The following is an 18991-nucleotide window of genomic DNA, read 5'->3' on the forward strand; positions in this document are numbered from 1 at the left end:
GCGGCCCGCCCGGCCGGGCCCCCGCCCCGCACGACCGCGCACGGGAAGGACATCCGCCAGTGAGCGTGGCTGCCGTCCGGTGACGCGGCAGGCACGGTCCGCGCGCGGCTGCCGTCCGGTCACACCACCAGAGCCGTCGCGCACACCGCCAGGGCGACCGTGCACAGCGCCGCCGCGGTGGCGTGGCGCGGGGCGAGGACCGGCGGCCGGGCGGTGGTGGCGAGGGTGCGGATGCGGTGGTGGGCGACCAGCAGGAAGCCAAGCCACAGCAGGAAGCAGACGGCACTGCCGGCGATCCCGGCCGCCGACGCCCCGCCGTGCAGCGCGCTCTTCCCGCCGAGTACCGCGGCCACCGTGCACGCCAGCGTCGTACGCCGCCACGCGAGCCGCGTCCGCTCCGGCTGGAGCCCGGGGTCGCGCCCGGCGCCCCCCGCGGATCCGCGCCCCCGGCCGGCGCTCACCCCGCCCACCCGACCAGCACCACCACGACCATCGCCAGCGCCACCACGGCCACCGCGAGGCTCAGGACCGTCGGGAAGCGGGACACCGGCAGGTCCTCGCCCCGGCGCATCGCCCGCTCGCAGCGCACCCAGTGGTTCACCGCGCGCAGGGCGCACAGGACGCCGGAGGCGAGGAGGGCGAGGGCCAGGCCGACGCGCCAGCCCCAGCGCAGGTCCGGCAGGAACTGGTCGACCGCGAAGCCGCCGCCGATCAGCGCGAGCGCGGTCCGCAGCCAGGCCAGGAAGGTGCGCTCGTTCGCCAGCGAGAACCGGTAGTCCGGCGTGCCACCCTCCTCGCGGATACGCTGCGGCGCGAACCACAACCGGACGTTGCGCACGAAATCGATCACGGCAGGACCCTACCCGTCGGTCCGGCCCCGGCCCTCCGCCTGGAACTCCCGCAGCCGCCGGTAGGCCGCCAGCCCGTCCGGCGTCCACTCCCACTCCGTCAGCCGCCGCTCGACCTCCGCCTCGGACAGGAAGCCGTGCCAGTCGATCTCCTCCACCTGCGGCGCGACGGGCAGCTCGCAGCGCACCTCGTACACCGCCGACCACCAGCCGTGCCCGGCGCCGTCCTCGTAGAGGAACTTGAAGCGGAACTCCGGCCGCGGCAGCCCGCTCACGCCCAGCTCCTCCTCCGCCTCGCGCAGGGCCGCGTCGTCGTAGGACTCGCCCGCGCCGACGACCCCGCCGACGAACATGTCGTACAGGGAGGGGAAGACCAGCTTGGTCGGGGTGCGGCGGTGGACGAAGATCCGGCCTTCCGCGTCCCGGGCCAGGATGAACACGCAGCGGTGGCGCAGGCCCTCGGCGTACGCCTCGCCCCGCGGGGACTGCCCGACGACCCGGTCCTGGTCGTCGACGATGTCGAGGATCTCGTCAGCAGCGCTCATGCGACCCATCCAAGCAGGGCCGGTCCCGGTCCCGACGCGCGCCGCCCTCACCTCGGCCGGCGGCCGGCCCAGGCGCGCTGCTCGGCTCGGCCGCCCCAGGGATGCCGCGCTCAGCCGGCTGGCCCTGGCGTACCGCCCTCAGCTCGGCCGGCGGCCAGCCCAGGCACACTTCTCAGCTCGGCTGCCCCAGGCCTTCCGCTCAGCTCGGCTGCCCGGTCCTGCCGCCCTCAGCCCGCCCCGGGCGTGCCGCCCTCAGCCCGGCGGCCTTGCCCGTGTGCGCCGCTCAGCTCGGCTGCAGGTCCCGCACCCGTTCCGCCCGTGTCACGCCCTGCGGCATGCACGGGTGCAGTCCCAGGACGACGATGCCCGTGACGATCGCCGCCAGCCCCGCCGCCTCCCACGCGAGCGCGCCCGCGTCGGTGCGCAGCCGGTCGCCGAGGAAGCCGACCCCGCACAGGATCCCGGCCAGCGGCTGGGCCGCGGTCAGCGCGGGCAGCGACATCCGCAGAGAGGCCGTCTCGAAGGCGCTCTGCACCAGCACCAGCCCGGTCACCCCGAGCACCGCCACGGCGTACGGCTGCCAGCCGGTCAGCAGGTGCGCCAGACCGCCCTCGCCGAAGCGCTGGCCGCTGATCCGGGTCAGCGCGTCCTGCACGCCGTACAGCAGGCCGGCGGCGGTGGCCAGCAGGGCCGGTCCGGCACTCAGCCGGGAGCGCTTGGCGTAGGTGGTGAGCACCAGGGCGAGCCCGGTCATCGCGCCGATGATCAGCCAGTGCCGCAGCGGATCGACGTGCGCGGTGCCGCCGCGCGGCTGCCCGGCCACGATGAACGCGGTCACCCCGCCGGCGAGCAGGGCCAGCCCGCTCCAGCCCTGGCGGCCCAGCGGCTGCCGGGTGCGGTGCCGCGACAGGGCCATCGCGAACAGCAGGTTCGTCGCGAGCAGCGGTTCCACCAGCGAGATCTCGCCCTGGCCGAGCGCGATCGCGCCCAGCGCCATGCCGGCGACCATCAGCCCGATGCCGCCGAGCCAGCTCGGCACCCGCATCAGGTCGAGCAGCAGCCGCGGGGAGAGGAAGTCGCCGAGCGGCGCCCTGCGGGCCGCGTCCTGCTGGAGGACGAACCCGAAGCCCAGGCAGCACGCCGCGCTCACGGCGAGGACAAGGATGAGAACCGACACGCTGCGTACCTCGATCGTCGGGTCGGGCCACGGTCGCAAGGGCCGACCGTAGCCTCCCAGAGCCGGTGCCGTCCCTGGGAGTGCCCGGCGGGATCGGACGCCGGGGAGTGCCCCGGGCCGGGCGGATGGGTCCAGCCATCGTCAGGGCCGGAACGCCGCCTGGCTATGACGTACGTCACATCGCCGCGGGGTCACTTTCTGGATCTCCGCCGGTGGGTGCCGCGCGGGACCGATCAAATCCCGCCATTCGCAAAGCAGTTGGAGCGTGTCATGTGCCGACGGCCCTTGACGCCAAGTATTGGCTGCGGGTTTGCTGTGCGTGATCGGCCGTCGGCGGGCCGATGAGCACCACCGGCAGCACGAGGAACACGAGGTAGTCCCGCGGTGTCCCCACCCCCGCCCCCGCTCGGCCGCGGCCGCAGACGCGCGGCGCAGGTCTTCGACGCCGCTCTCGACGACGCCGACCTGACCGCGGCGCGCTCCGCCCTGGCCCAGGGCCGCTGGCAGGCGGTCCGCACCCTGCTCGCCCGCACCGGCGACGACTGGGACCGCCGCGGCCACCGCGTCACCGTCCTCGCCGAGGAACCGTACTGCGCCGCCTGGGCCCGCGACTGGCTGCTGGCCGAACCCGACTCCGCCGACGCCGCCACCCTGCTCGCCCTGGCGCTGGTGCAGCGCTGCTTACGCGGCAAGGAGAAGCCGGCCCGCGCCCGGGAGGCCTGCGCACTGGCCGCCGCCCGCGTCCCGGAGGACCCCACGCCCTGGCTCGGGCTGCTCCAGCTGGAGCGCGAGGTGGGCGACGACACCGTTGTCGTGCGCACCTTCGAGCAGGTCCGCGCCCGCCACGCGGAGCACCACCACGCCCATCACCTCATGGTCGCCCGCCTCGCCGAGCGCCGCGCCGACGCAGGCCCGGACCCGCTGCACGAGGTGTACGACTTCGCCTCCTGGGCCGCGGAGGAGGCGCCCGCCGACTCGCCGATCGCCGTCCTGCCGGTCGTCGCCCACGCCGAGCGCTACCGCGTCCTCGCCGCCGCCGGGTTCGAGCCCGCCGACCCCGCCGCGTCCGGGCACTGGACCGGCCGCCGGGCCCGCCAGGTGATGAAGGCCGCCTTCGACTGGTGGCTCGAATGGGAGCACGAGGGCCACCCCAGACGCCTCGTCGACCTCAACTTCCTCGCCCACGCCAAGGTCTGCGAGGGCCGCGGCGCCGAGGCCGCCGCCCTCTTCCACCGCATCGGCGACCACCCCACCCCCGCCCCCTGGTCCTACCCCGACCGCGATCCGCACCCCGCCTTCCGTGCCGCCCGCGACCGCGCCCTCGGCGCGGGCTGACCCCCCGACCACCCACCTAAGGACGCCCCCGATGACCACCGGCAGTTCGAGCCCGAGCAGACCCGCAGCCGACGACATCAGCACCTACCTCGGCCAGGAGCGCGCCCTAAGGGCCGACCGCCTGGGCACCGGGGGCCTGCTGCTCTCCGTGCTCGCCGCGACCGCCCCGCTCATGGTCGTCGCGGGTGTCATGCCCACCACATTCGCGGTGATGGGCATCGTCGGCCAGCCCCTCCTCTTCGTCGCCCTCGGCGCCGTCCTCGTCCTGTTCAGCGTCGGATACGCCGAGATGAGCCGGCACGTCCACAACGCGGGCGCCTTCTACGCCTACATCGCCCGCGGCCTCGGCGGCACCGCCGGCGCCGGCGCCGCCCTCGTGGCCCTCGTCGCCTACAGCTCCCTCCAGGTCGGCATCTACGGCATCTTCGGCTTCGAGGTCTCCGGCCTCTTCGCCACCTACGCCGACGTCGACCTCGCCTGGTGGATCCCGGCACTCGCCGCCGTCGCCGTGGTCGGCGCGCTCGGCTGGCTGAAGATCGACGTCAACGCGCGCGTGCTCGGCGTCCTGCTGGTCATCGAGGTGATCCTCGTCGTCGTCTTCGACATCGCGGCGATCTCCGACCCGGCCCGCGAAGGACTGTCCCTGCACGCCTTCAACCCCGACACCCTCACCGGCGCCGGCGTCTCCACCGCCCTGTGCTTCTGCATCGCCGCCTTCACCGGCTTCGAACAGGCCCCCGTCTACGCCGAGGAGACCAGCCGGCCGCACGTCCTCGTGCCGCGCGTGATGTTCCTCGCCGTCGGCTCCGTCGCCGTCTTCTTCGCGTTCAGCTCCTGGGCGCTCACCGTCGCCACCGGCCCCTCCGCGATCGTCGGCACCGCGCAGAAGGAGAGCGCCGGACTGCTGTTCACCCTCACCGAGTCCCGGCTCGGCGCCACCTTCACCGACGTCCTGCACGTGCTGTTCGTCACCGGCATGTTCGCCGCCACCCTCAGCTTCCACAACGTCGTCGCCCGGTACGCCTTCGCCATGGGCCGCGAGGGCCTGCTGCCGCGCGCCTTCGGCCGCACCAACGAGGCCAGCGGCGCCCCCGGCACCGGCTCCCTGCTCCAGACGGCCGTCTCCGCCGTCGTCGTCATCGCCTTCGCCGTCGCCGACGACGGCCCCGCGGGCGACCCGACCGCGCCCGTGCTGCACCTGTTCACCTGGTGCGGCAACATCGGCGCGCTCGGCGTGATCCTGCTGATGGCCGCCGCCTCCCTGTCGGTGATCGTCTTCTTCGCGCGGCGCGGCGCGGCCGGCGCCCAGGCCTGGCGGCTGGTCACCTCCGCCCTCGCCGGCCTCGCCCTGCTGGCCCTGGCCGGCTACACGGTCAAGGACTTCGACGTCCTGGTCGGCGCGGGCCCCGACTCCGCGCTCAGCTGGATCCTGCCCGGCGTCATCGGCCTGGCCCTCGTCGCCGGCCTGCTCCAGGGCGCCCTGCTGCGCGCCCGCAGCCCCGAGGCCCACGCCCGCATCGGCCTCGGCAACGAGGCGTTCCAGCTGGACAAGGCCGCCCGCTGACCGACGCCGCGGGAAGGGGTTACGGAACTCTGACGGGCGGCCGCGATCCCTTCTCCGGCGGGGCTCCCGGTGTTCGAATGAACAGGTGAACACTCCGCAACCCGCCGAGGAGGGCCGGCCCATCGGCCGCCGCGTCCTCCTCGGCACCCTCGGCCTGGGCGCCCTCGGCGTGGTCACCGCGCCCACCCTGCAACGCGGCCTGGAGGCCTTCCTCGGCAGCGCCGCCGACAAGGACCCCACCGGCCTGACCGGCCTGCTGCCCAACGGCGGCGGCTTCCGCTACTACTCGGTCACCTCATCGGTCCCGCACCGGACCGCCGCCACCTACCGCCTGACCGTCGACGGCCTGGTGGACCGCCCCCGCACCTACACCCTGGCCGACCTGCGCGCCCTGCCGCAGACCCGGCTGGTCAAGGACGTCCAGTGCGTCACCGGCTGGCGGGTGCCGGGCACCCCGTTCGAAGGGGTCCGGCTCTCCCGCCTCCTGGACGCCGCCGGCGTCCGGGCCAACGGCCGGGCCGTGCGCTTCACCTGCTTCGACGGCGCCTACAGCGAGAGCCTCACCCTCGGCCAGGCCCGCCGCCCCGACGTCCTGGTCGCGCTGCGCATGCAGGACAGGGACCTCGGCCACAGCCACGGCGGCCCGGCCCGCCTCTACGTCGCCCCCATGTACTTCTACAAGTCCGCCAAGTGGCTCTCCGGCATCACCGTCACCGACGAGGTCGAGCCCGGCTACTGGGAGGACCGCGGCTACGACGTCGACGCCTGGGTCGGCCGCTCGAACGGACGCGACGATGACCCTACGAGCTGAGGCCCCGGCCGCCGTGCGCCTGCGCCGCTTCACCCGCGCCGAGCGCTGGATCCACCGCACCACCGCCGCCCTCATGGGCGTGTGCGTGGTCACCGCGGCCTGCCTGTACCTGCCGCAGCTCGCCGAGCTGGTCGGCCGCCGAGAGCTGGTGGTCCGTATCCACGAGTGGGCCGGAATCGCCCTGCCCGTACCCGTCCTGGCCGGCCTCGCCTCCCGCGCGTTCCGCGCCGACCTCGGCCGGCTCAACCGCTTCGGCCCGCACGACAAGCGCTGGCTGCGGGCCGCCCTGCGGCGCGACAAGCGGCCCGCGTCCCGGCCGGCGGGCAAGTTCAACGCCGGGCAGAAGCTCTACGCCGCGTGGATCGCCGGGGCGACGCTGGTGATGCTCGGTACGGGAGTGCTGATGTGGTTCACCCACCTCACCCCGCTGATGTGGCGCACCAGCGCGACCTTCGTCCACGACTGGCTGGCCCTCACCGTCGGCATCGTCCTGGCCGGCCACATCGGCATGGCCCTCGCCGACCCGGAGGCCCGCCACGGCCTGCGCACCGGCACGGTCAGCGGGGAGTGGGCACAACGCGAGCACCCGCTGTGGCGGCCGTAGCCACAGCGGGTGCTCGTCAGTGCCGCGTCCCTATATGACCAGGGACAACAGCAGCACCAGACCGCCCGCGACCACCGAGATGATCGTCTCCATCACGGACCAGGTCTTGATCGTCTGACCGACGTTCAGCCCGAAGTACTCCTTCACCAGCCAGAACCCGGCGTCGTTGACGTGCGAGAAGAACAGCGAGCCGGCGCCGATGGCGAGCACCAGCAGGGCCGCGTGCGTGGTCGACATGTCGGCTGCGAGCGGCGCGACCAGACCGGCCGCCGAGACGGTCGCGACGGTCGCCGAGCCGGTCGCCAGCCGGATCGCCACCGCGATCAGCCAGGCCAGCAGCAGGGCGGGGATGTTCCAGTCCTTGGAGATGTCCAGGATCATCTGGCCCACGCCGGTGTCGATCAGCGTCTGCTTGAAGCCGCCGCCCGCACCCACGATCAGCAGGATGCCGGCGATGGGCGCGAGCCCCTTCTCCACCAGCGGCGAGATCCGCTCCTTGCCGAACCCGGCGGGCCGCAGCAGCGTGAAGATGCCCACGAGGACCGCGGCGAGCAGCGCGATCAGCGGGGAGCCGATCACGTCGAAGATCCGCTGCACGGTGGTCTCGGGGTCGTCCACGACGATGTCGACCAGTGCCTTGGAGAGCATCAGCACGACCGGCAGCAGGATGGTGGCCAGCGTGGCGCCGAACCCGGGACGGGTCTCCAGCTCCTCGGAGGCGCGCTGCGGGATCATGCGGTCCGGCGCCGGGACGTCCACCCAGCGGGCGGCGACCTTGGAGAACAGCGGACCGGCGATGATCACCGTGGGGATGGCGACGAGCACGCCGAGCGCGAGCGTGACGCCGAGGTTGGCCTTGACCGCGTCGATCGCGACCAGCGGGCCCGGGTGCGGCGGCACCAGGCCGTGCATCACGGACAGGCCGGCCAGGGCCGGGATGCCGATCCGCATCAGGGAGTAGTTGCCGCGCCGGGCGACCATCAGCACGACCGGGATCAGCAGGACCACGCCGACCTCGAAGAAGAGCGGCAGGCCGATCACGGAGGCGATGAGCACCATCGCCCACGGCATGGCACGCCCGCCCGCCTTCGCGAGGATCGTGTCGACGATCTGGTCGGCGCCGCCGGAGTCGGCGAGCATCTTGCCGAGGATCGCGCCGAGCGCGATCAGCACGCCCACACCGGCGACCGTGGTGCCGAGTCCGGTGGTGAAGCTGGCGATCGCCTTGTCGAGCGGTGCCCCGGCGACCGCCCCGAGCACGAGCGTGCCGAGGGTGAGCGCCAGGAAGGCGTGCAGCTTGAACTTGGTGATCAGCAGGACGATGACGGCGATGCCCACCAGCACGGCGATGCCCAGCTGGGCGTGGCCGGCCGAGGTGATCGGCTCGACGGTGTCCGCTGCCAGCATCTCGACGCTGAGTCTGGTCACGGGGATTCCCTTGCAGGTACGGGGGATGGGGAGGGACGGGGCCCGCGGACGGGCCCCGGGGGAGGGGGGTGGGGGCTACGAGGGTTACGGGGCCGTCGGCTCGGGCAGCGCGGCCAGCGCGGTCATGGCCCGCTCGGCGATCTGCTCCGGGCTGCCCTCGACGTCCACGTCGACACCCGCCTCGTCCCGCTCCAGCGGCTGGAGCGTGGCGAACTGGGAGTCGAGCAGCGCCGTGGGCATGAAGTGCCCCTGACGGTGCGCCATCCGGTCGGCGATCAGCTCCCGGCTGCCGGTCAGGTGCACGAACACCAGCCCGGGAGCGGCGGCGCGCAGCCGGTCGCGGTACGACCGCTTCAGCGCCGAGCAGCTGACCACCCCGCCGAGCCCCGCCCGGCCGTCCGCCCAGTCGCCGATGGCGTCCAGCCACGGCCACCGGTCCTCGTCGGTGAGCGGGATGCCGGCCGTCATCTTGGCGATGTTGGCCGCGGGGTGGAAGTCGTCGCCCTCGGCGTAGGGAACGCCGAGCCGGGCGGCGAGCAGGGGACCGATGGTGGTCTTGCCGGTGCCTGCCACGCCCATGACCACGACGACGTGGGGGGTGTTCATCGCTGCCTCGCTGTCCTCGTCGACACGTTGATGCCGGGCTACTGAAACCCATTAGGTACGACGAATTCAAGAGCCTGTGACAAATAAGTCTGACTTTTTGTTCCCGTGATCCGCCCCGTACTCTGTGTGCATGACCACTCCGGGCCGGGGGCTGCACGGCCATGTACTGGACACCCTCGGCCCCGCGATCACCGCGGGCGAGTACCCGCCGGGCAGCGTCCTGCGCACCGACGAACTCGCCCAGCAGTTCGATGTGTCACGGTCGGTGATGCGCGAGGCGGTCCGCGTCCTGGAGTCCATGCACCTGGTCGAGTCCCGCCGCCGCGTCGGCGTGACCGTCCGCCCCAAGTCCGAGTGGAACGTCTACGACCCACAGGTCATCCGCTGGCGGCTGGCGGGCGCCGACCGCCCGCACCAGCTGCGCTCACTGACCGTGCTGCGCTCGGCCGTCGAGCCGGTCGCCGCGGGGCTCGCCGCGAAGAACGCCACCGCGCAGCAGTGCGCCGAGCTGACCGAGTGCGCGCTCGGCATGGTCGCCAACTCCCGCGGCCACCGCCTGGAGCAGTACCTCTTCCACGACGTGGCCTTCCACCGGGTGATCCTCAACGCGTCCGGCAACGAGATGTTCGCCCGCCTCGGCGACGTCGTCGCCGAGGTCCTCACCGGCCGCACCCACCACGAGGTCATGTTCGAGGACCCCGACCCGGCCGCCGTCACCCTGCACGTGAAACTGGCCGAGGCGGTCCGCGAGGGCGACGCCGCCCGCGCGGAGGAACTGACCCGCGAGATCACGGTCGGCGCCCTCCAGGAACTCGACATCCTGGCGCCCTGAGGGCGCTGTGCGTCAAGAACCGCCGCCTCCGGCAGAAACGCCTAGGCCTCGGGGAAGTCCCCGTCCACGTACACCCAAGCCCCCTCGACCCGTTCGAAGCGGCTGCGTTCCAGCAGGGAGCCGCCGCGGTACGAGGCGCGGAAGGTCACCGTGCCCGTAGTGTGGAAGGCCGAGCCGTCGGTCGTGCCGAGGATCTCCAGGCCCGTCCAGCGCATCCGCGGGTCCAGGTCGAGGCGGTGGGGGCGGGTACGCGGGTGCCAGGTGCGCAGCAGGTACGCCGCGTCGCCCTTCACGAACGCGCTGTACCGCGAGCGCATGAGCGCCTCGGCGGTGGGCGCGGCGGCGGCCCCGGAGTGGTACCGGCCGCAGCACTCCGCGTACGCCTCGGGCCGGCCGCAGGGACAGGAACGCGTCGTCATGCCTGTCATTGTGCCTGGTCAGGGGGAGGGCCGAGGGGAGGCCGGGACATGCGGAAGGCCCCTGTGTCGCAGGGGCCTTCGTCTGTGTCCGAGGGGGGACTTGAACCCCCACGCCCGATAAAGGGCACTAGCACCTCAAGCTAGCGCGTCTGCCATTCCGCCACCCGGACAAGGTGTCTGTCGTGCGGGGTTTCCCCCGCGGCGACGAGGTAAACATTACCAGGCTTTCGAGGGTGGTCGATCACGCCCCGTCCGCACGTGAACGGGGTGTGACGGACCGGGACCGGTCTTGGGCCGCGCGGCGGGGGAGAGGGAGGATGAGGGGGACCATCGGCTGACACCGGGAGGAAGCAGCGTGAGCGACACGGACACGGCGGACACGGCCAGGGGCGTCACCGGCGAGGACGAGGTCGTCGACCTCTGCCGCGACCTGATCCGGTTCGACACCAGCAACTACGGCGACCACTCGGGCCCGGGCGAGCGCAAGGCCGCCGAGTACGTCGCGGAGAAGCTCGCCGAGGTGGGCCTCGAACCGAGGATCTTCGAGTCGCACCCGGGACGCGCCTCCACCGTGGCCCGCATCGAGGGCGAGGACCCGTCCCGGCCCGCGCTGCTCATCCACGGCCACCTGGACGTCGTACCGGCCAACGCGGCCGACTGGACCCACGACCCCTTCTCCGGCGAGGTCGCCGACGGCTGCGTGTGGGGCCGCGGCGCCGTCGACATGAAGGACATGGACGCGATGACGCTCGCCGTCGTGCGCGACCGGCTGCGCTCCGGCCGCCGGCCCCCGCGCGACATCGTGGTCGCCTTCCTCGCCGACGAGGAGGCCGGCGGCACCTACGGCGCCCGCCACCTCGTGGACCGCCACCCCGAGCTGTTCGAGGGCGTCACCGAGGCGATCAGCGAGGTCGGCGGGTTCTCCTTCACGGTCAGCGAGCAGCGCCGGCTGTATCTCATCCAGACGGCCGAGAAGGGCATGCACTGGATGAAGCTGACCGTGGCCGGCACCGCCGGGCACGGCTCGATGATCCACCGCGACAACGCCATCACCGAGCTGAGCGAGGCCGTCGCCCGCGTCGGCCGGCACAGGTTCCCGGTCCGCGTCACCAAGACCACCCGCGCCTTCCTCGACGAGCTGGGCGACGCCCTCGGCACCGAGCTGGACCCGGAGGACATGGAGTCCACCCTCGCCCGGCTCGGCGGCATCGCCAAGCTGATCGGCGCGACGCTCAGCAACACCGCCAACCCGACCCAGCTGAACGCCGGCTACAAGGTCAACGTCATCCCCGGCGAGGCCACCGCGCACATCGACGGCCGTTTCCTGCCCGGCCACGAGGAGGAGTTCCTCGCCGACCTCGACCGGCTCCTCGGCCCGAACGTCCGCCGCGAGGACGTCCACGCCGACAAGGCCGTCGAGACCACCTTCGACGGCGCGCTGGTCGAGGCCATGCAGTCCGCGCTGGTCGCCGAGGACCCGGCCGCCAAGGCGATCCCCTACATGCTCTCCGGCGGCACCGACGCCAAGTCCTTCGACGACCTCGGCATCCGCGGCTTCGGCTTCGCGCCGCTGAAGCTGCCGCCGGAGCTGGACTTCGCCGGCATGTTCCACGGCGTCGACGAGCGGGTGCCGGTGGACGGACTGAAGTTCGGCGTGCGCGTGCTGGACCGGTTCCTCGACCTGTCCTGAATCGGGTCACTGAAACGAAACTCCAGTAATCGCCCGCCTGTGCGGAACCGACTGAGAAGAGTGAATGCGACGATAAGCTCGTAGCCTCATTACTCCCTCCTCGTTACTGCTGATGCGATCCGCAACGCTGGGATCGCTTTTGCCAACAAGGAGGAATAATGATCAAGAAGGTCGTCGCCGCTGCGGCTGCCACCGGCGGTCTGGTTCTCGCGGGCGCGGGCCTCGCCGTCGCCGACGCCGGTGCCCAGGGTGCCGCGGTGCACTCCCCGGGCGTGGTGTCCGGCAACGTCATCCAGGTTCCGGTGCACGTCCCGGTGAACGTCTGCGGCAACACGATCTCGGTGATCGGGCTGCTGAACCCCGCCTTCGGCAACACGTGCGTCAACAAGTGACGTTGTCGCCCCTCACGGTGTTGTTCATCTGAGGGTCGTCCACGCCGTCGGCCCCGGAGCGCGTGCCATGCGCTCCGGGGCCGACCGGTCTTTTGACGACCGCATCGCGTCTCGTACGGGATCGAAAAGTCGAAGGCAGGTATTCAAGGAATGCGACAGGCAACCCGCAAGGGCCTCATGACGGTGGCCGCGGCCACCGGAGTCATCGCCGCCGCCGGAAGCGGCTACGCGCACGCCTCCTCGGGAGCGAGCGGCACCGCCGCCGGCTCGCCGGGCGTGCTGTCCGGCAACTCGGTGCAGGCGCCGGTGCACGCGCCGGTGAACGTCTGCGGCAACACCGTCGACGTCGTCGGCGTGCTCAACCCGGCCGCCGGCAACAAGTGCGCCAACGAGAGCGACACGTCGGACGGGCACGGCGGCTCCGGCGGCTCGGGCTCGCACGGCGGCTCCGGCTCGAACGGCGGCTCCGGCTCGCACGGGGGCTCGACCGGCTCGCACGCCGGCGGCCAGACCGGCGACTCGCCCGGTGTCGGCTCCGGCAACCACGTCGAGGCCCCGGTCGACACGCCGGTCAACGTCTGCGGCAACAGCGTCGACGTGATCGGCATCGGCAACCCCGCCATGGGGAACGACTGCGCCGGCCACGGCGGCCCGGGCGGCGACCACACCACGCCTCCCGGCAACCCGGGCAACCCCGGACCCGGTCACCCCGGCACCCCGGAGACCCCCGGCCACCCCGGGACCCCGGCCACGCCCCCCGCTCCGGGCCACGAGACCCCGGCCGGGCCGTCGCACCCCAACCAGCCGGGCGCCCAGACGGTGACCCAGCCCAGGGGCGAGGCCCAGCTCGCCAGCACCGGCAGCGAGCTGCCGCTCGGCGTCGTGCTCCCGGCCGGCGCGGGCGCGCTGCTCGGTGGTGCGGTGCTCTACCGCAGGGCGCGCGCCTCGGCGTGAGCGGCCGGACAAGGCCCTGAGGGGCCTTGAACGGACGAACGGAGCGGGCCCCGCGTCCGCGGGGCCCGCTCCGTCCCGTCCTGCCTCAGCTCACCACGTGGCGCGCACCTGTCGGATGATCCGCCGCCGCAACCGCACCCGGCGGCTGCCGTCACGCATCAGGCTCAGGCGGTACAACTCCCAGTGTCCGTACTCTGCATGGTCCGTCAGCAGACGTGTCGCCTCCTTGCGGGAGACCCCGCGCGGTACGTGCACGTCGACAAATTCGTATTCCGGCATCGCATCTATTGTGCGGGCTGGGGCCCGGTACGGATAGCGTCTGCTGTATGTCTGATGCTGCGCAGCCCACCGCTGCCGAGGTACGCGCCGCCGCCGAGGCGGTCAAGACCGCGCTCGACCGCCACCTGGCCGCGGTCGAACGCAGGTCGGGTGAGGACGACCCGGCCGTCTACGAGGCGTTCAACCAGCTGGCCGCGGCCGCCGAGGCGTACGACGAGCTGCTCTACGACCGCTACGACGAGGTCACGCCCTTCGAGATCCCCGGCGGCGAGGAGATGCCGCCGTACACCGGGCCCGAGGAGCCGAACGCCCTCAGCGTGCTGATCCGCCGCGACTACGCCGTCAGCGATCAGCAGCGGCTGCTGGCGCAGGCCCGGCGGGTGGAGGCGGCGGACGACGACAGCTCCGGCGAGGACGTGTCCGGCACGGTGCACGGGGCGCTGGGCGTCCTCTTCGGCGAGTTCGAGCCGGACGAGATCGCCAGCCGGCACAAGGAGTTCGGCCTGGAGGAGGGCGACTCCACGCTCTGGGTGGTGGCCGCCGACGAGCCGGCCGAACCCGGCGAGTGGCTGGAGGCGCCGTTCGAGCAGGCCGACGCGCAGCGCGTGATCTGCCGCTTCGACGTCAGCGCGGTCTTCGACGACGACGCCGACCTCGGGGACGAGGACGACGACGAGGATGTCGGTGTCGTGCGGGGCGTCGGGGACGTGGACGACATCGAGGACGTCGAGGAGGTCGACCTCGACGAGGACGAGGACGAGGACCAAGGGTGAGCGTGTCCACGCGGTGACGGTGGCCCCGGGAGAGCGGTCTCCCGGGGCCACCGCCGTCCGCGGGGCGCGGCCCGGTCCCCGTCAGGCCGCCGCCGGCACCTGGGTGCGCAGCAGCAGCGGCAGCCGGGTCGTCCGCGGCTTCGCCGGGACCTCCGCGACGGCTCGGGGCAGCGCCTGCTCCACCCCGTGCACCACGGACAGGTGCCGGTCGGCCCGGCCGAACGCGGTGTACACCCACGGCCGGCTCAGTGCCTGGGCGGCGTCCCCGGGCAGCACGACGACGGCCGCCGGCCACCGGGCGCCCACCGCCTGGTGCGCGGTCAGCGCCCACCCGTGCCGCACCGACTGCTCCACCCGCTCCCGCGGTACGACGACGGGGCCGCCCGCGCACGTCAGATGCAGCCCGTCCGCGTCGGCCTTGACCACCCGGCCCGGCACGGTCCGGCCCGGCGCGGGGGAGTAGGCGATCCGGTCGCCCGGGTCGAAGCCGCCGAAGCGGCCCGGACCGGGGTTGAGGCGCTCCTTGAGGGCGGCGTTGAGCGCGCGGGTGCCGGCCGCGCCGCCGTGGCCCGGCGTGATGACGACCGTCTGCTCGGGCGGGATGCCGAGGGCGCGCGGCACCGAGTCCGCGACGAGCTGCACGGTGCGGTGCACGGCCTCGCCCGCGTCCCGCACCGGCACGATCACCAGCTCCTTGCCGGGCGCCTCGACCTGGTTCAGCTCGCCGATGCCGATGCCGGAGACCAGTTCGCCGAGCGGCCCGGGGTCGGGGGTGCGGGAGGCCACCTGCGGGCAGACCCGCGCGGCGAGCAGATCGGCGAACACCCGCCCCGGCCCCGCCGACCACAGCACCGCCGGGTCTCCGCTCAGCACCAGCCGCGCCCCGTCCGGCACCGACTCCACCAGCAGCGCCGCGCTCTCCACGTCCAGCTGCGGCGCGTCCAGCACCACCAGCAGGTCCAGCGCGAGCGCCCCCTCGGCGTCCCGCCCGGGCCCCTCGGCACCGGACAGCAGCCCGGAGACGGTGACCACGGCGTCGGAGGCGGTGTCCCGCGCGGGGGCGTCGGCCGGCGCCGCGGGGGCCTCGACCTCGGCCGCCAGGGCGGGGACGGCGGACTCGGCCACGCCGAGCAGTCCCGCGAAGCGGCGGCGGCCGTCGGCGGTGTGGCAGGCGGCCACCGCCCGCAGGCCCAGCGCGCGGGCGGCGGCGAGCAGCGCCGCCGGTTCGGCGCGGGCGGCCTCGCCACCCGTGTGCAGCACCAGGCCGTGCCCGGCCACCGCGCGGATCAGCTCCGCCGCGCTGCCGGAGGCCGCCGCCGCGGCCGACTCCCAGCGCGCCGAGGCTTCCTCCTTGGGCAGCGAGTTCACCACCCGCGCCAGCGCGTCGGCGAGGCTCTCCTCGGCCAGGGCGTACCGCTCCAGCCCGACGAGGACCCGCACCGGGCGCTCGGCCTCGCCGTCCTCGTCCTCATCGCCTTCCCCGGCCGGGGCCGCGGCCGGCCGGCCGGGCTCCTCCAGGGCGTCCTGGAACACCAGCGCCTCGCCCTCGGCGATCGCGCTCTGCACGGCCTCCTCCGCCTCCGGCACGCCCTGCCGGCCCAGCGCGGTGGTCAGCGCGGGCAGCTCCAGCGCGGTGTGCCCGGCCAGGGCCGCCTGCTCCAGCAGCCAGACGGTCACCGCCCGGCCGCGCCGCTCGTCGTCCGGGGAGCACTCCGGGCCGAGCAGCGCCCGCGCGAAGGAGTCGGCGTGCTCGGGCCGCACCCCGGGGACGCGCAGCAACTGCCAGGGATCCTGGCGCAGCGCCTCCGGTGCGCCCTCCCCCAGGACGGCGGCGGCCTGGGCGGCCAGCGTCTCCGGAGCACCACCCGCCGCCAGCACCTCCCGGACCGCGGCGACGGCCTCCGCCGGAGGCGCCGAGGGGGCAGCGGGGCCTCCGGCCGCCTCCGCGGGCACCGGCTGCGGGCGCCGTACCGGCTCGGGGGCCGGGCGGCGCGGGGCGGGCGGTTCGCTGAAGACGGTCTCCGGCGGCTTCTGCCCGCTCTCCACGGCCCGCACGGCGGCCAGCAGATCGGCCGCCTTGCCGCTCAGCTTCGTCCCGCTCTCGATCGGCGTCTTCTTCTCGGCCTTGCGCCGCTCGATCCGCTCCCGCTCGATCCGCTGCGCCAGCAACTCCGCCTCGGCCTCGGACAGATCGGCGGCGTCACCCTCGCCGCCCTCACCGGCCCCGCCAGTGACCTCGCCGTCCCCGGCGCCGGCCTCGCCGTCCTCACCGGCCCCGGCAGTGACCTCGCCGTCCCCGGCGCCGGCCTCGCCGGTCCCGGCGCCCCCCTCGGCCTCCGTCCCCGCAGCGGCGCCCGCACTCTCGGCGGCGGCGGTGGCCTCGTCGGCCCCTTCCGCCCCGGTGTCCGGTACCTCCGGCCCCGAGTTCTCCGTGGTCTCCGGCTCCGTGCTCACAGCGTGCTCCAGTCGTGATCGGGATAGCGGTGCACGGGCGCCGACACGTCGTCGAGCGCCCGGCAGATCTCGTCAGGAAGACTAAGCGCCTCCACTGACAACGCCGCCGTGAGCTGCTGCGCGTTGCGCGCGCCGACGATCGGCGCGGCCACCCCGGGCCGGTCCCGGACCCAGGCGAGGGCCACCTGGAGCGGGGTCACCGCGAGCCCGTCCGCCGCGGTCGCCACCGCGTCGACGATGCGGCTCGCGGTGTCGTCGAGGTAGGGGGCGACGAACGGCGCGAGGTGCTCGGAGGCGCCGCGCGAGTCCGGCGGCAGCGCGTCGCCCCGGTACTTGCCGGTGAGCACCCCGCGGCCCAGCGGCGAGGAGGGCAGCAGCCCGATGCCCAGGTCCAGCGCGGCCGGCAGCACCTCGCGCTCCACGCCGCGCTGCAGCAGCGAGTACTCCATCTGCGTACTGGCCAGCCGCGTCCGCGCCCCCGGCGCCGCCAGCTGCCAGGTCGCCGCCTTGGCCAGCTGCCAGCCGCAGAAGTTGGACACGCCCGCGTACCGGGCCCGGCCGCTGCTGACGGCCAGGTCGAGGGCCTGGAGGGTCTCCTCCAGCGGGGTCTCGGGGTCGTAGGCGTGCACGTGCCACAGGTCGACGTAGTCCGTGCCGAGCCGGGTGAGCGAGGCGTCCAGCGCGGCGAGCAGATGGCCGCGCGAGCCGTCGAAGCGGCGGTCGGGGTCGGGCACGCTGCCCGCCTTCGTGGAGATCACCAGATCCCGGCGGGGGACGAGCCCTTCGATGAGCCGCCCGAGCAGATATTCCGCCTCGCCGTCGCCGTACACGTCCGCGGTGTCGACGAGGGTCCCGCCCGCCTCCCAGAACGTCTTCAGGAGGTCCGCGGCGTCGTGCTCGTCGGTGTCCCGGCCCCAGGTCAGGGTGCCGAGTCCGATGCGGGACACGCGCAGGCCGGTCCGGCCGAGATGCCTCTGCTCCATGGACGCCGAGATTACTGGCCAGGGGTGGGCCGTGGGTTGCCTGTGGACAACCGATTTCCGCGCGCTAAGGTCGGCCGCACACGGGACATTACTCATCGGTAAGGGGATCGCGCATGCAGCTCGGGATCAACCTCGGCTACTGGGGCGCCGGAATGGACGCGGACAACCTGGCCGTGGCCCAGGAGGCCGACCGGCTCGGGTACGCCGTCTGCTGGGCCGCCGAGGCCTACGGCTCCGACGCGCCCACGGTGCTCTCCTTCGTCGCCGCGCGCACCGAACGTATCGACGTCGGCTCCGCGATCATGCAGATCCCGGCCCGCCAGCCCGCCATGACCGCGATGACGGCCGCGACCCTGGACTCCCTCTCCGGCGGCCGCTTCCGCCTCGGCCTCGGCGTCTCGGGGCCGCAGGTCTCCGAGGGCTGGTACGGCGTCAAGTTCGACAAGCCGCTGGCCCGCACGCGGGAGTACGTCGAGATCGTCCGCCGGGCGATGAGCCGGGAGCGGCTGACCTTCGAGGGCGAGCACTGGACGCTGCCGCTGCCCGGCGGCCCCGGCAAGCCGATCAAGCTGACCGTGCACCCGCAGCGCGAGCACATCCCGCTGTACATCGCCGCGATCGGCCCGAAGAACCTGGAGCAGACCGGTGAGATCGCCGACGGCGCCCTGCTGATCTTCCCCTCCGCCGAGCACCTGGAGGACACCGCCGTCAGCCACCTGCGCGCCGGGCGCGAGAAGGCCGGAAAGACCCTCGACGGGTTCGACGTCTGCCCGACCCTGCCCATCGCCGTCGGCGACGACAAGGACGTCACCCGGCTCGCCGACACCTTCCGCCCGTACACCGCGCTGTACGTCGGCGGCATGGGCAGCTTCAAGCAGAACTTCTACAACCAGCTCGCCCGCCGCATGGGCTACGAGCAGGCCGCCGCCGAGATCCAGGAGAAGTACCTCTCCGGCGACAAGCAGGGCGCCGCCGCGGCCGTACCGCACGAGCTGATCGACCGGACCACCCTGCTCGGCTCGGTGGAGCGCATCGCCGACCGGATGAAGGCCTACGCGGCGGCCGGTGTCACCACCCTCACGCTGTCCCCGGCGGGCTTCACGCTGGACGAGCGGATCGCCTCGCTGCGCGCCGGCGTGGAGGCCATGGAGCGCGCCGGACTGGCGTAACCGCGGAGGGATGTTCAGCGGCCGTGGTGGGGGCTCGGGGGTCTTCCCCGCCACGGCCGTCACCGGGAACAACGCGCCGGACCGCCCGCGGTTACGCCTCTTCCACGACCCCGGCCCTCCTCCGTTCG

20 protein-coding genes and 1 tRNA gene are annotated in these 18991 nt (G+C 73.7%); 10 read left to right on the forward strand and 11 right to left on the reverse strand.

Annotation, left to right across the window (positions count from 1 at the left end):
* Positions 1-119 precede the first annotated feature (119 nt).
* The 4 genes from IE308_RS29805 to IE308_RS29820 form a co-directional block, all read right to left on the reverse strand.
* Entirely contained in the window at positions 120-470 is a 351-nt protein-coding gene (locus tag IE308_RS29805) for a DUF202 domain-containing protein (protein ID WP_373314627.1), read from the reverse strand.
* A complete protein-coding gene (locus IE308_RS29810) occupies positions 458-850 on the reverse strand; it encodes a YidH family protein (RefSeq protein ID WP_110627095.1) in 393 nt (130 codons plus the stop codon). Before IE308_RS29810 ends, IE308_RS29805 begins: the two co-directional genes overlap by 13 nt.
* A gap of 9 nt (positions 851-859) precedes the next feature.
* Positions 860-1393 carry an NUDIX hydrolase gene (locus IE308_RS29815; protein ID WP_190220307.1) on the reverse strand — a complete coding sequence of 178 codons (534 nt, stop codon included), beginning with the start codon at positions 1391-1393 and terminating at the stop codon, positions 860-862.
* 283 nt (positions 1394-1676) lie between these two features.
* On the reverse strand, positions 1677-2570 hold the full coding sequence (locus IE308_RS29820; protein WP_110627093.1) for a DMT family transporter: 894 nt from the start codon (positions 2568-2570) through the stop codon (positions 1677-1679).
* A 384-nt stretch (positions 2571-2954) separates the two neighbouring features.
* Between IE308_RS29820 and IE308_RS29825 the strand changes: the two genes are divergently transcribed.
* From IE308_RS29825 to IE308_RS29840, 4 genes are all read left to right on the forward strand, one after another.
* Positions 2955-3905: a hypothetical protein gene (locus IE308_RS29825; protein ID WP_190220308.1), complete on the forward strand. Its 951-nt coding sequence runs from the start codon at positions 2955-2957 to the stop codon at positions 3903-3905.
* Positions 3906-3936: 31 nt separating this feature from the next.
* Entirely contained in the window at positions 3937-5469 is a 1533-nt protein-coding gene (locus IE308_RS29830; protein WP_190220309.1) for an APC family permease, read from the forward strand.
* Between the two features lie 85 nt (positions 5470-5554).
* Positions 5555-6280 (forward strand): molybdopterin-dependent oxidoreductase, encoded by a 726-nt coding sequence (locus IE308_RS29835; protein WP_190220310.1) that lies wholly within the window; start codon positions 5555-5557, stop codon positions 6278-6280.
* A complete protein-coding gene (locus tag IE308_RS29840) occupies positions 6264-6884 on the forward strand; it encodes a cytochrome b/b6 domain-containing protein (protein WP_110627089.1) in 621 nt (206 codons plus the stop codon). The genes IE308_RS29835 and IE308_RS29840 overlap by 17 nt, the downstream gene beginning before the upstream one ends.
* A gap of 30 nt (positions 6885-6914) precedes the next feature.
* Here the strand turns inward: IE308_RS29840 and IE308_RS29845 are convergent, their stop codons facing one another.
* Both IE308_RS29845 and IE308_RS29850 read right to left on the reverse strand, forming a co-directional pair.
* Entirely contained in the window at positions 6915-8312 is a 1398-nt protein-coding gene (locus tag IE308_RS29845) for a GntP family permease (RefSeq protein WP_110627088.1), read from the reverse strand.
* An 84-nt stretch (positions 8313-8396) separates the two neighbouring features.
* Entirely contained in the window at positions 8397-8918 is a 522-nt protein-coding gene (locus IE308_RS29850) for a gluconokinase (protein ID WP_110627087.1), read from the reverse strand.
* A gap of 130 nt (positions 8919-9048) precedes the next feature.
* Between IE308_RS29850 and IE308_RS29855 the strand changes: the two genes are divergently transcribed.
* The gene (locus IE308_RS29855) at positions 9049-9750 is read left to right on the forward strand and encodes a FadR/GntR family transcriptional regulator (RefSeq protein ID WP_110627086.1); all 702 of its coding nucleotides are present in this window, start codon (positions 9049-9051) and stop codon (positions 9748-9750) included.
* A gap of 41 nt (positions 9751-9791) precedes the next feature.
* On the opposite strand, the gene IE308_RS29860 is transcribed toward IE308_RS29855, so the two are convergent.
* Positions 9792-10169: a YchJ family protein gene (locus IE308_RS29860; RefSeq protein ID WP_190220311.1), complete on the reverse strand. Its 378-nt coding sequence runs from the start codon at positions 10167-10169 to the stop codon at positions 9792-9794.
* 85 nt (positions 10170-10254) lie between these two features.
* Positions 10255-10339, reverse strand: a tRNA-Leu gene (locus tag IE308_RS29865).
* A gap of 185 nt (positions 10340-10524) precedes the next feature.
* On the opposite strand from IE308_RS29865, the gene IE308_RS29870 reads away from it, so the two are divergent.
* The 3 genes from IE308_RS29870 to IE308_RS29880 all read left to right on the forward strand — a co-directional run bounded on the left by IE308_RS29870 (position 10525) and on the right by IE308_RS29880 (position 13205).
* On the forward strand, positions 10525-11859 hold the full coding sequence (locus tag IE308_RS29870; protein ID WP_190220312.1) for a M20/M25/M40 family metallo-hydrolase: 1335 nt from the start codon (positions 10525-10527) through the stop codon (positions 11857-11859).
* A gap of 158 nt (positions 11860-12017) precedes the next feature.
* Positions 12018-12251 carry a chaplin ChpH gene (chpH, locus tag IE308_RS29875; protein ID WP_110627083.1) on the forward strand — a complete coding sequence of 78 codons (234 nt, stop codon included), beginning with the start codon at positions 12018-12020 and terminating at the stop codon, positions 12249-12251.
* 150 nt (positions 12252-12401) lie between these two features.
* On the forward strand, positions 12402-13205 hold the full coding sequence (locus IE308_RS29880; RefSeq protein WP_190220313.1) for a chaplin: 804 nt from the start codon (positions 12402-12404) through the stop codon (positions 13203-13205).
* A 90-nt stretch (positions 13206-13295) separates the two neighbouring features.
* Here IE308_RS29880 and IE308_RS29885 read toward each other — a convergent pair whose 3' ends face one another.
* Positions 13296-13484 (reverse strand): DUF5703 family protein, encoded by a 189-nt coding sequence (locus IE308_RS29885; RefSeq protein WP_110627081.1) that lies wholly within the window; start codon positions 13482-13484, stop codon positions 13296-13298.
* 47 nt (positions 13485-13531) lie between these two features.
* Between IE308_RS29885 and IE308_RS29890 the strand changes: the two genes are divergently transcribed.
* Positions 13532-14257, forward strand: a complete 726-nt coding sequence (locus tag IE308_RS29890) for a hypothetical protein (protein ID WP_190220314.1) — start codon at positions 13532-13534, stop codon at positions 14255-14257.
* An 81-nt stretch (positions 14258-14338) separates the two neighbouring features.
* Here the strand turns inward: IE308_RS29890 and IE308_RS29895 are convergent, their stop codons facing one another.
* Positions 14339-16711: a helix-hairpin-helix domain-containing protein gene (locus IE308_RS29895; RefSeq protein ID WP_190220315.1), complete on the reverse strand. Its 2373-nt coding sequence runs from the start codon at positions 16709-16711 to the stop codon at positions 14339-14341.
* The gene (locus IE308_RS29900; protein WP_190220316.1) at positions 16708-17694 is read right to left on the reverse strand and encodes an aldo/keto reductase; all 987 of its coding nucleotides are present in this window, start codon (positions 17692-17694) and stop codon (positions 16708-16710) included. The genes IE308_RS29895 and IE308_RS29900 overlap by 4 nt, the downstream gene beginning before the upstream one ends.
* Positions 17695-17807: 113 nt before the next feature.
* On the opposite strand from IE308_RS29900, the gene IE308_RS29905 reads away from it, so the two are divergent.
* A complete protein-coding gene (locus tag IE308_RS29905; RefSeq protein WP_190220317.1) occupies positions 17808-18863 on the forward strand; it encodes an LLM class F420-dependent oxidoreductase in 1056 nt (351 codons plus the stop codon).
* Positions 18864-18991 lie beyond the last annotated feature (128 nt).

The organism is Streptomyces griseosporeus (assembly GCF_014656055.1).
GTDB classification, from domain to species: domain Bacteria; phylum Actinomycetota; class Actinomycetes; order Streptomycetales; family Streptomycetaceae; genus Streptomyces; species Streptomyces griseosporeus.

Excerpts from the sequence above, each read along its gene's own strand:
- IE308_RS29815 (WP_190220307.1), bottom strand. The coding sequence starts at position 1,393 with ATGAGCGCTGCTGACGAGATCCTCGACATCGTCGACGACCAGGACCGG.
- IE308_RS29830 (WP_190220309.1), top strand. The coding sequence starts at position 3,937 with ATGACCACCGGCAGTTCGAGCCCGAGCAGACCCGCAGCCGACGACATC.
- IE308_RS29840 (WP_110627089.1), top strand. The coding sequence starts at position 6,264 with ATGACCCTACGAGCTGAGGCCCCGGCCGCCGTGCGCCTGCGCCGCTTC.
- IE308_RS29850 (WP_110627087.1), bottom strand. The coding sequence starts at position 8,918 with ATGAACACCCCCCACGTCGTCGTGGTCATGGGCGTGGCAGGCACCGGC.
- IE308_RS29855 (WP_110627086.1), top strand. The coding sequence starts at position 9,049 with ATGACCACTCCGGGCCGGGGGCTGCACGGCCATGTACTGGACACCCTC.
- IE308_RS29860 (WP_190220311.1), bottom strand. The coding sequence starts at position 10,169 with ATGACGACGCGTTCCTGTCCCTGCGGCCGGCCCGAGGCGTACGCGGAG.
- chpH (WP_110627083.1), top strand. The coding sequence starts at position 12,018 with ATGATCAAGAAGGTCGTCGCCGCTGCGGCTGCCACCGGCGGTCTGGTT.
- IE308_RS29880 (WP_190220313.1), top strand. The coding sequence starts at position 12,402 with ATGCGACAGGCAACCCGCAAGGGCCTCATGACGGTGGCCGCGGCCACC.
- IE308_RS29885 (WP_110627081.1), bottom strand. The coding sequence starts at position 13,484 with ATGCCGGAATACGAATTTGTCGACGTGCACGTACCGCGCGGGGTCTCC.
- IE308_RS29890 (WP_190220314.1), top strand. The coding sequence starts at position 13,532 with ATGTCTGATGCTGCGCAGCCCACCGCTGCCGAGGTACGCGCCGCCGCC.
- IE308_RS29900 (WP_190220316.1), bottom strand. The coding sequence starts at position 17,694 with ATGGAGCAGAGGCATCTCGGCCGGACCGGCCTGCGCGTGTCCCGCATC.
- IE308_RS29905 (WP_190220317.1), top strand. The coding sequence starts at position 17,808 with ATGCAGCTCGGGATCAACCTCGGCTACTGGGGCGCCGGAATGGACGCG.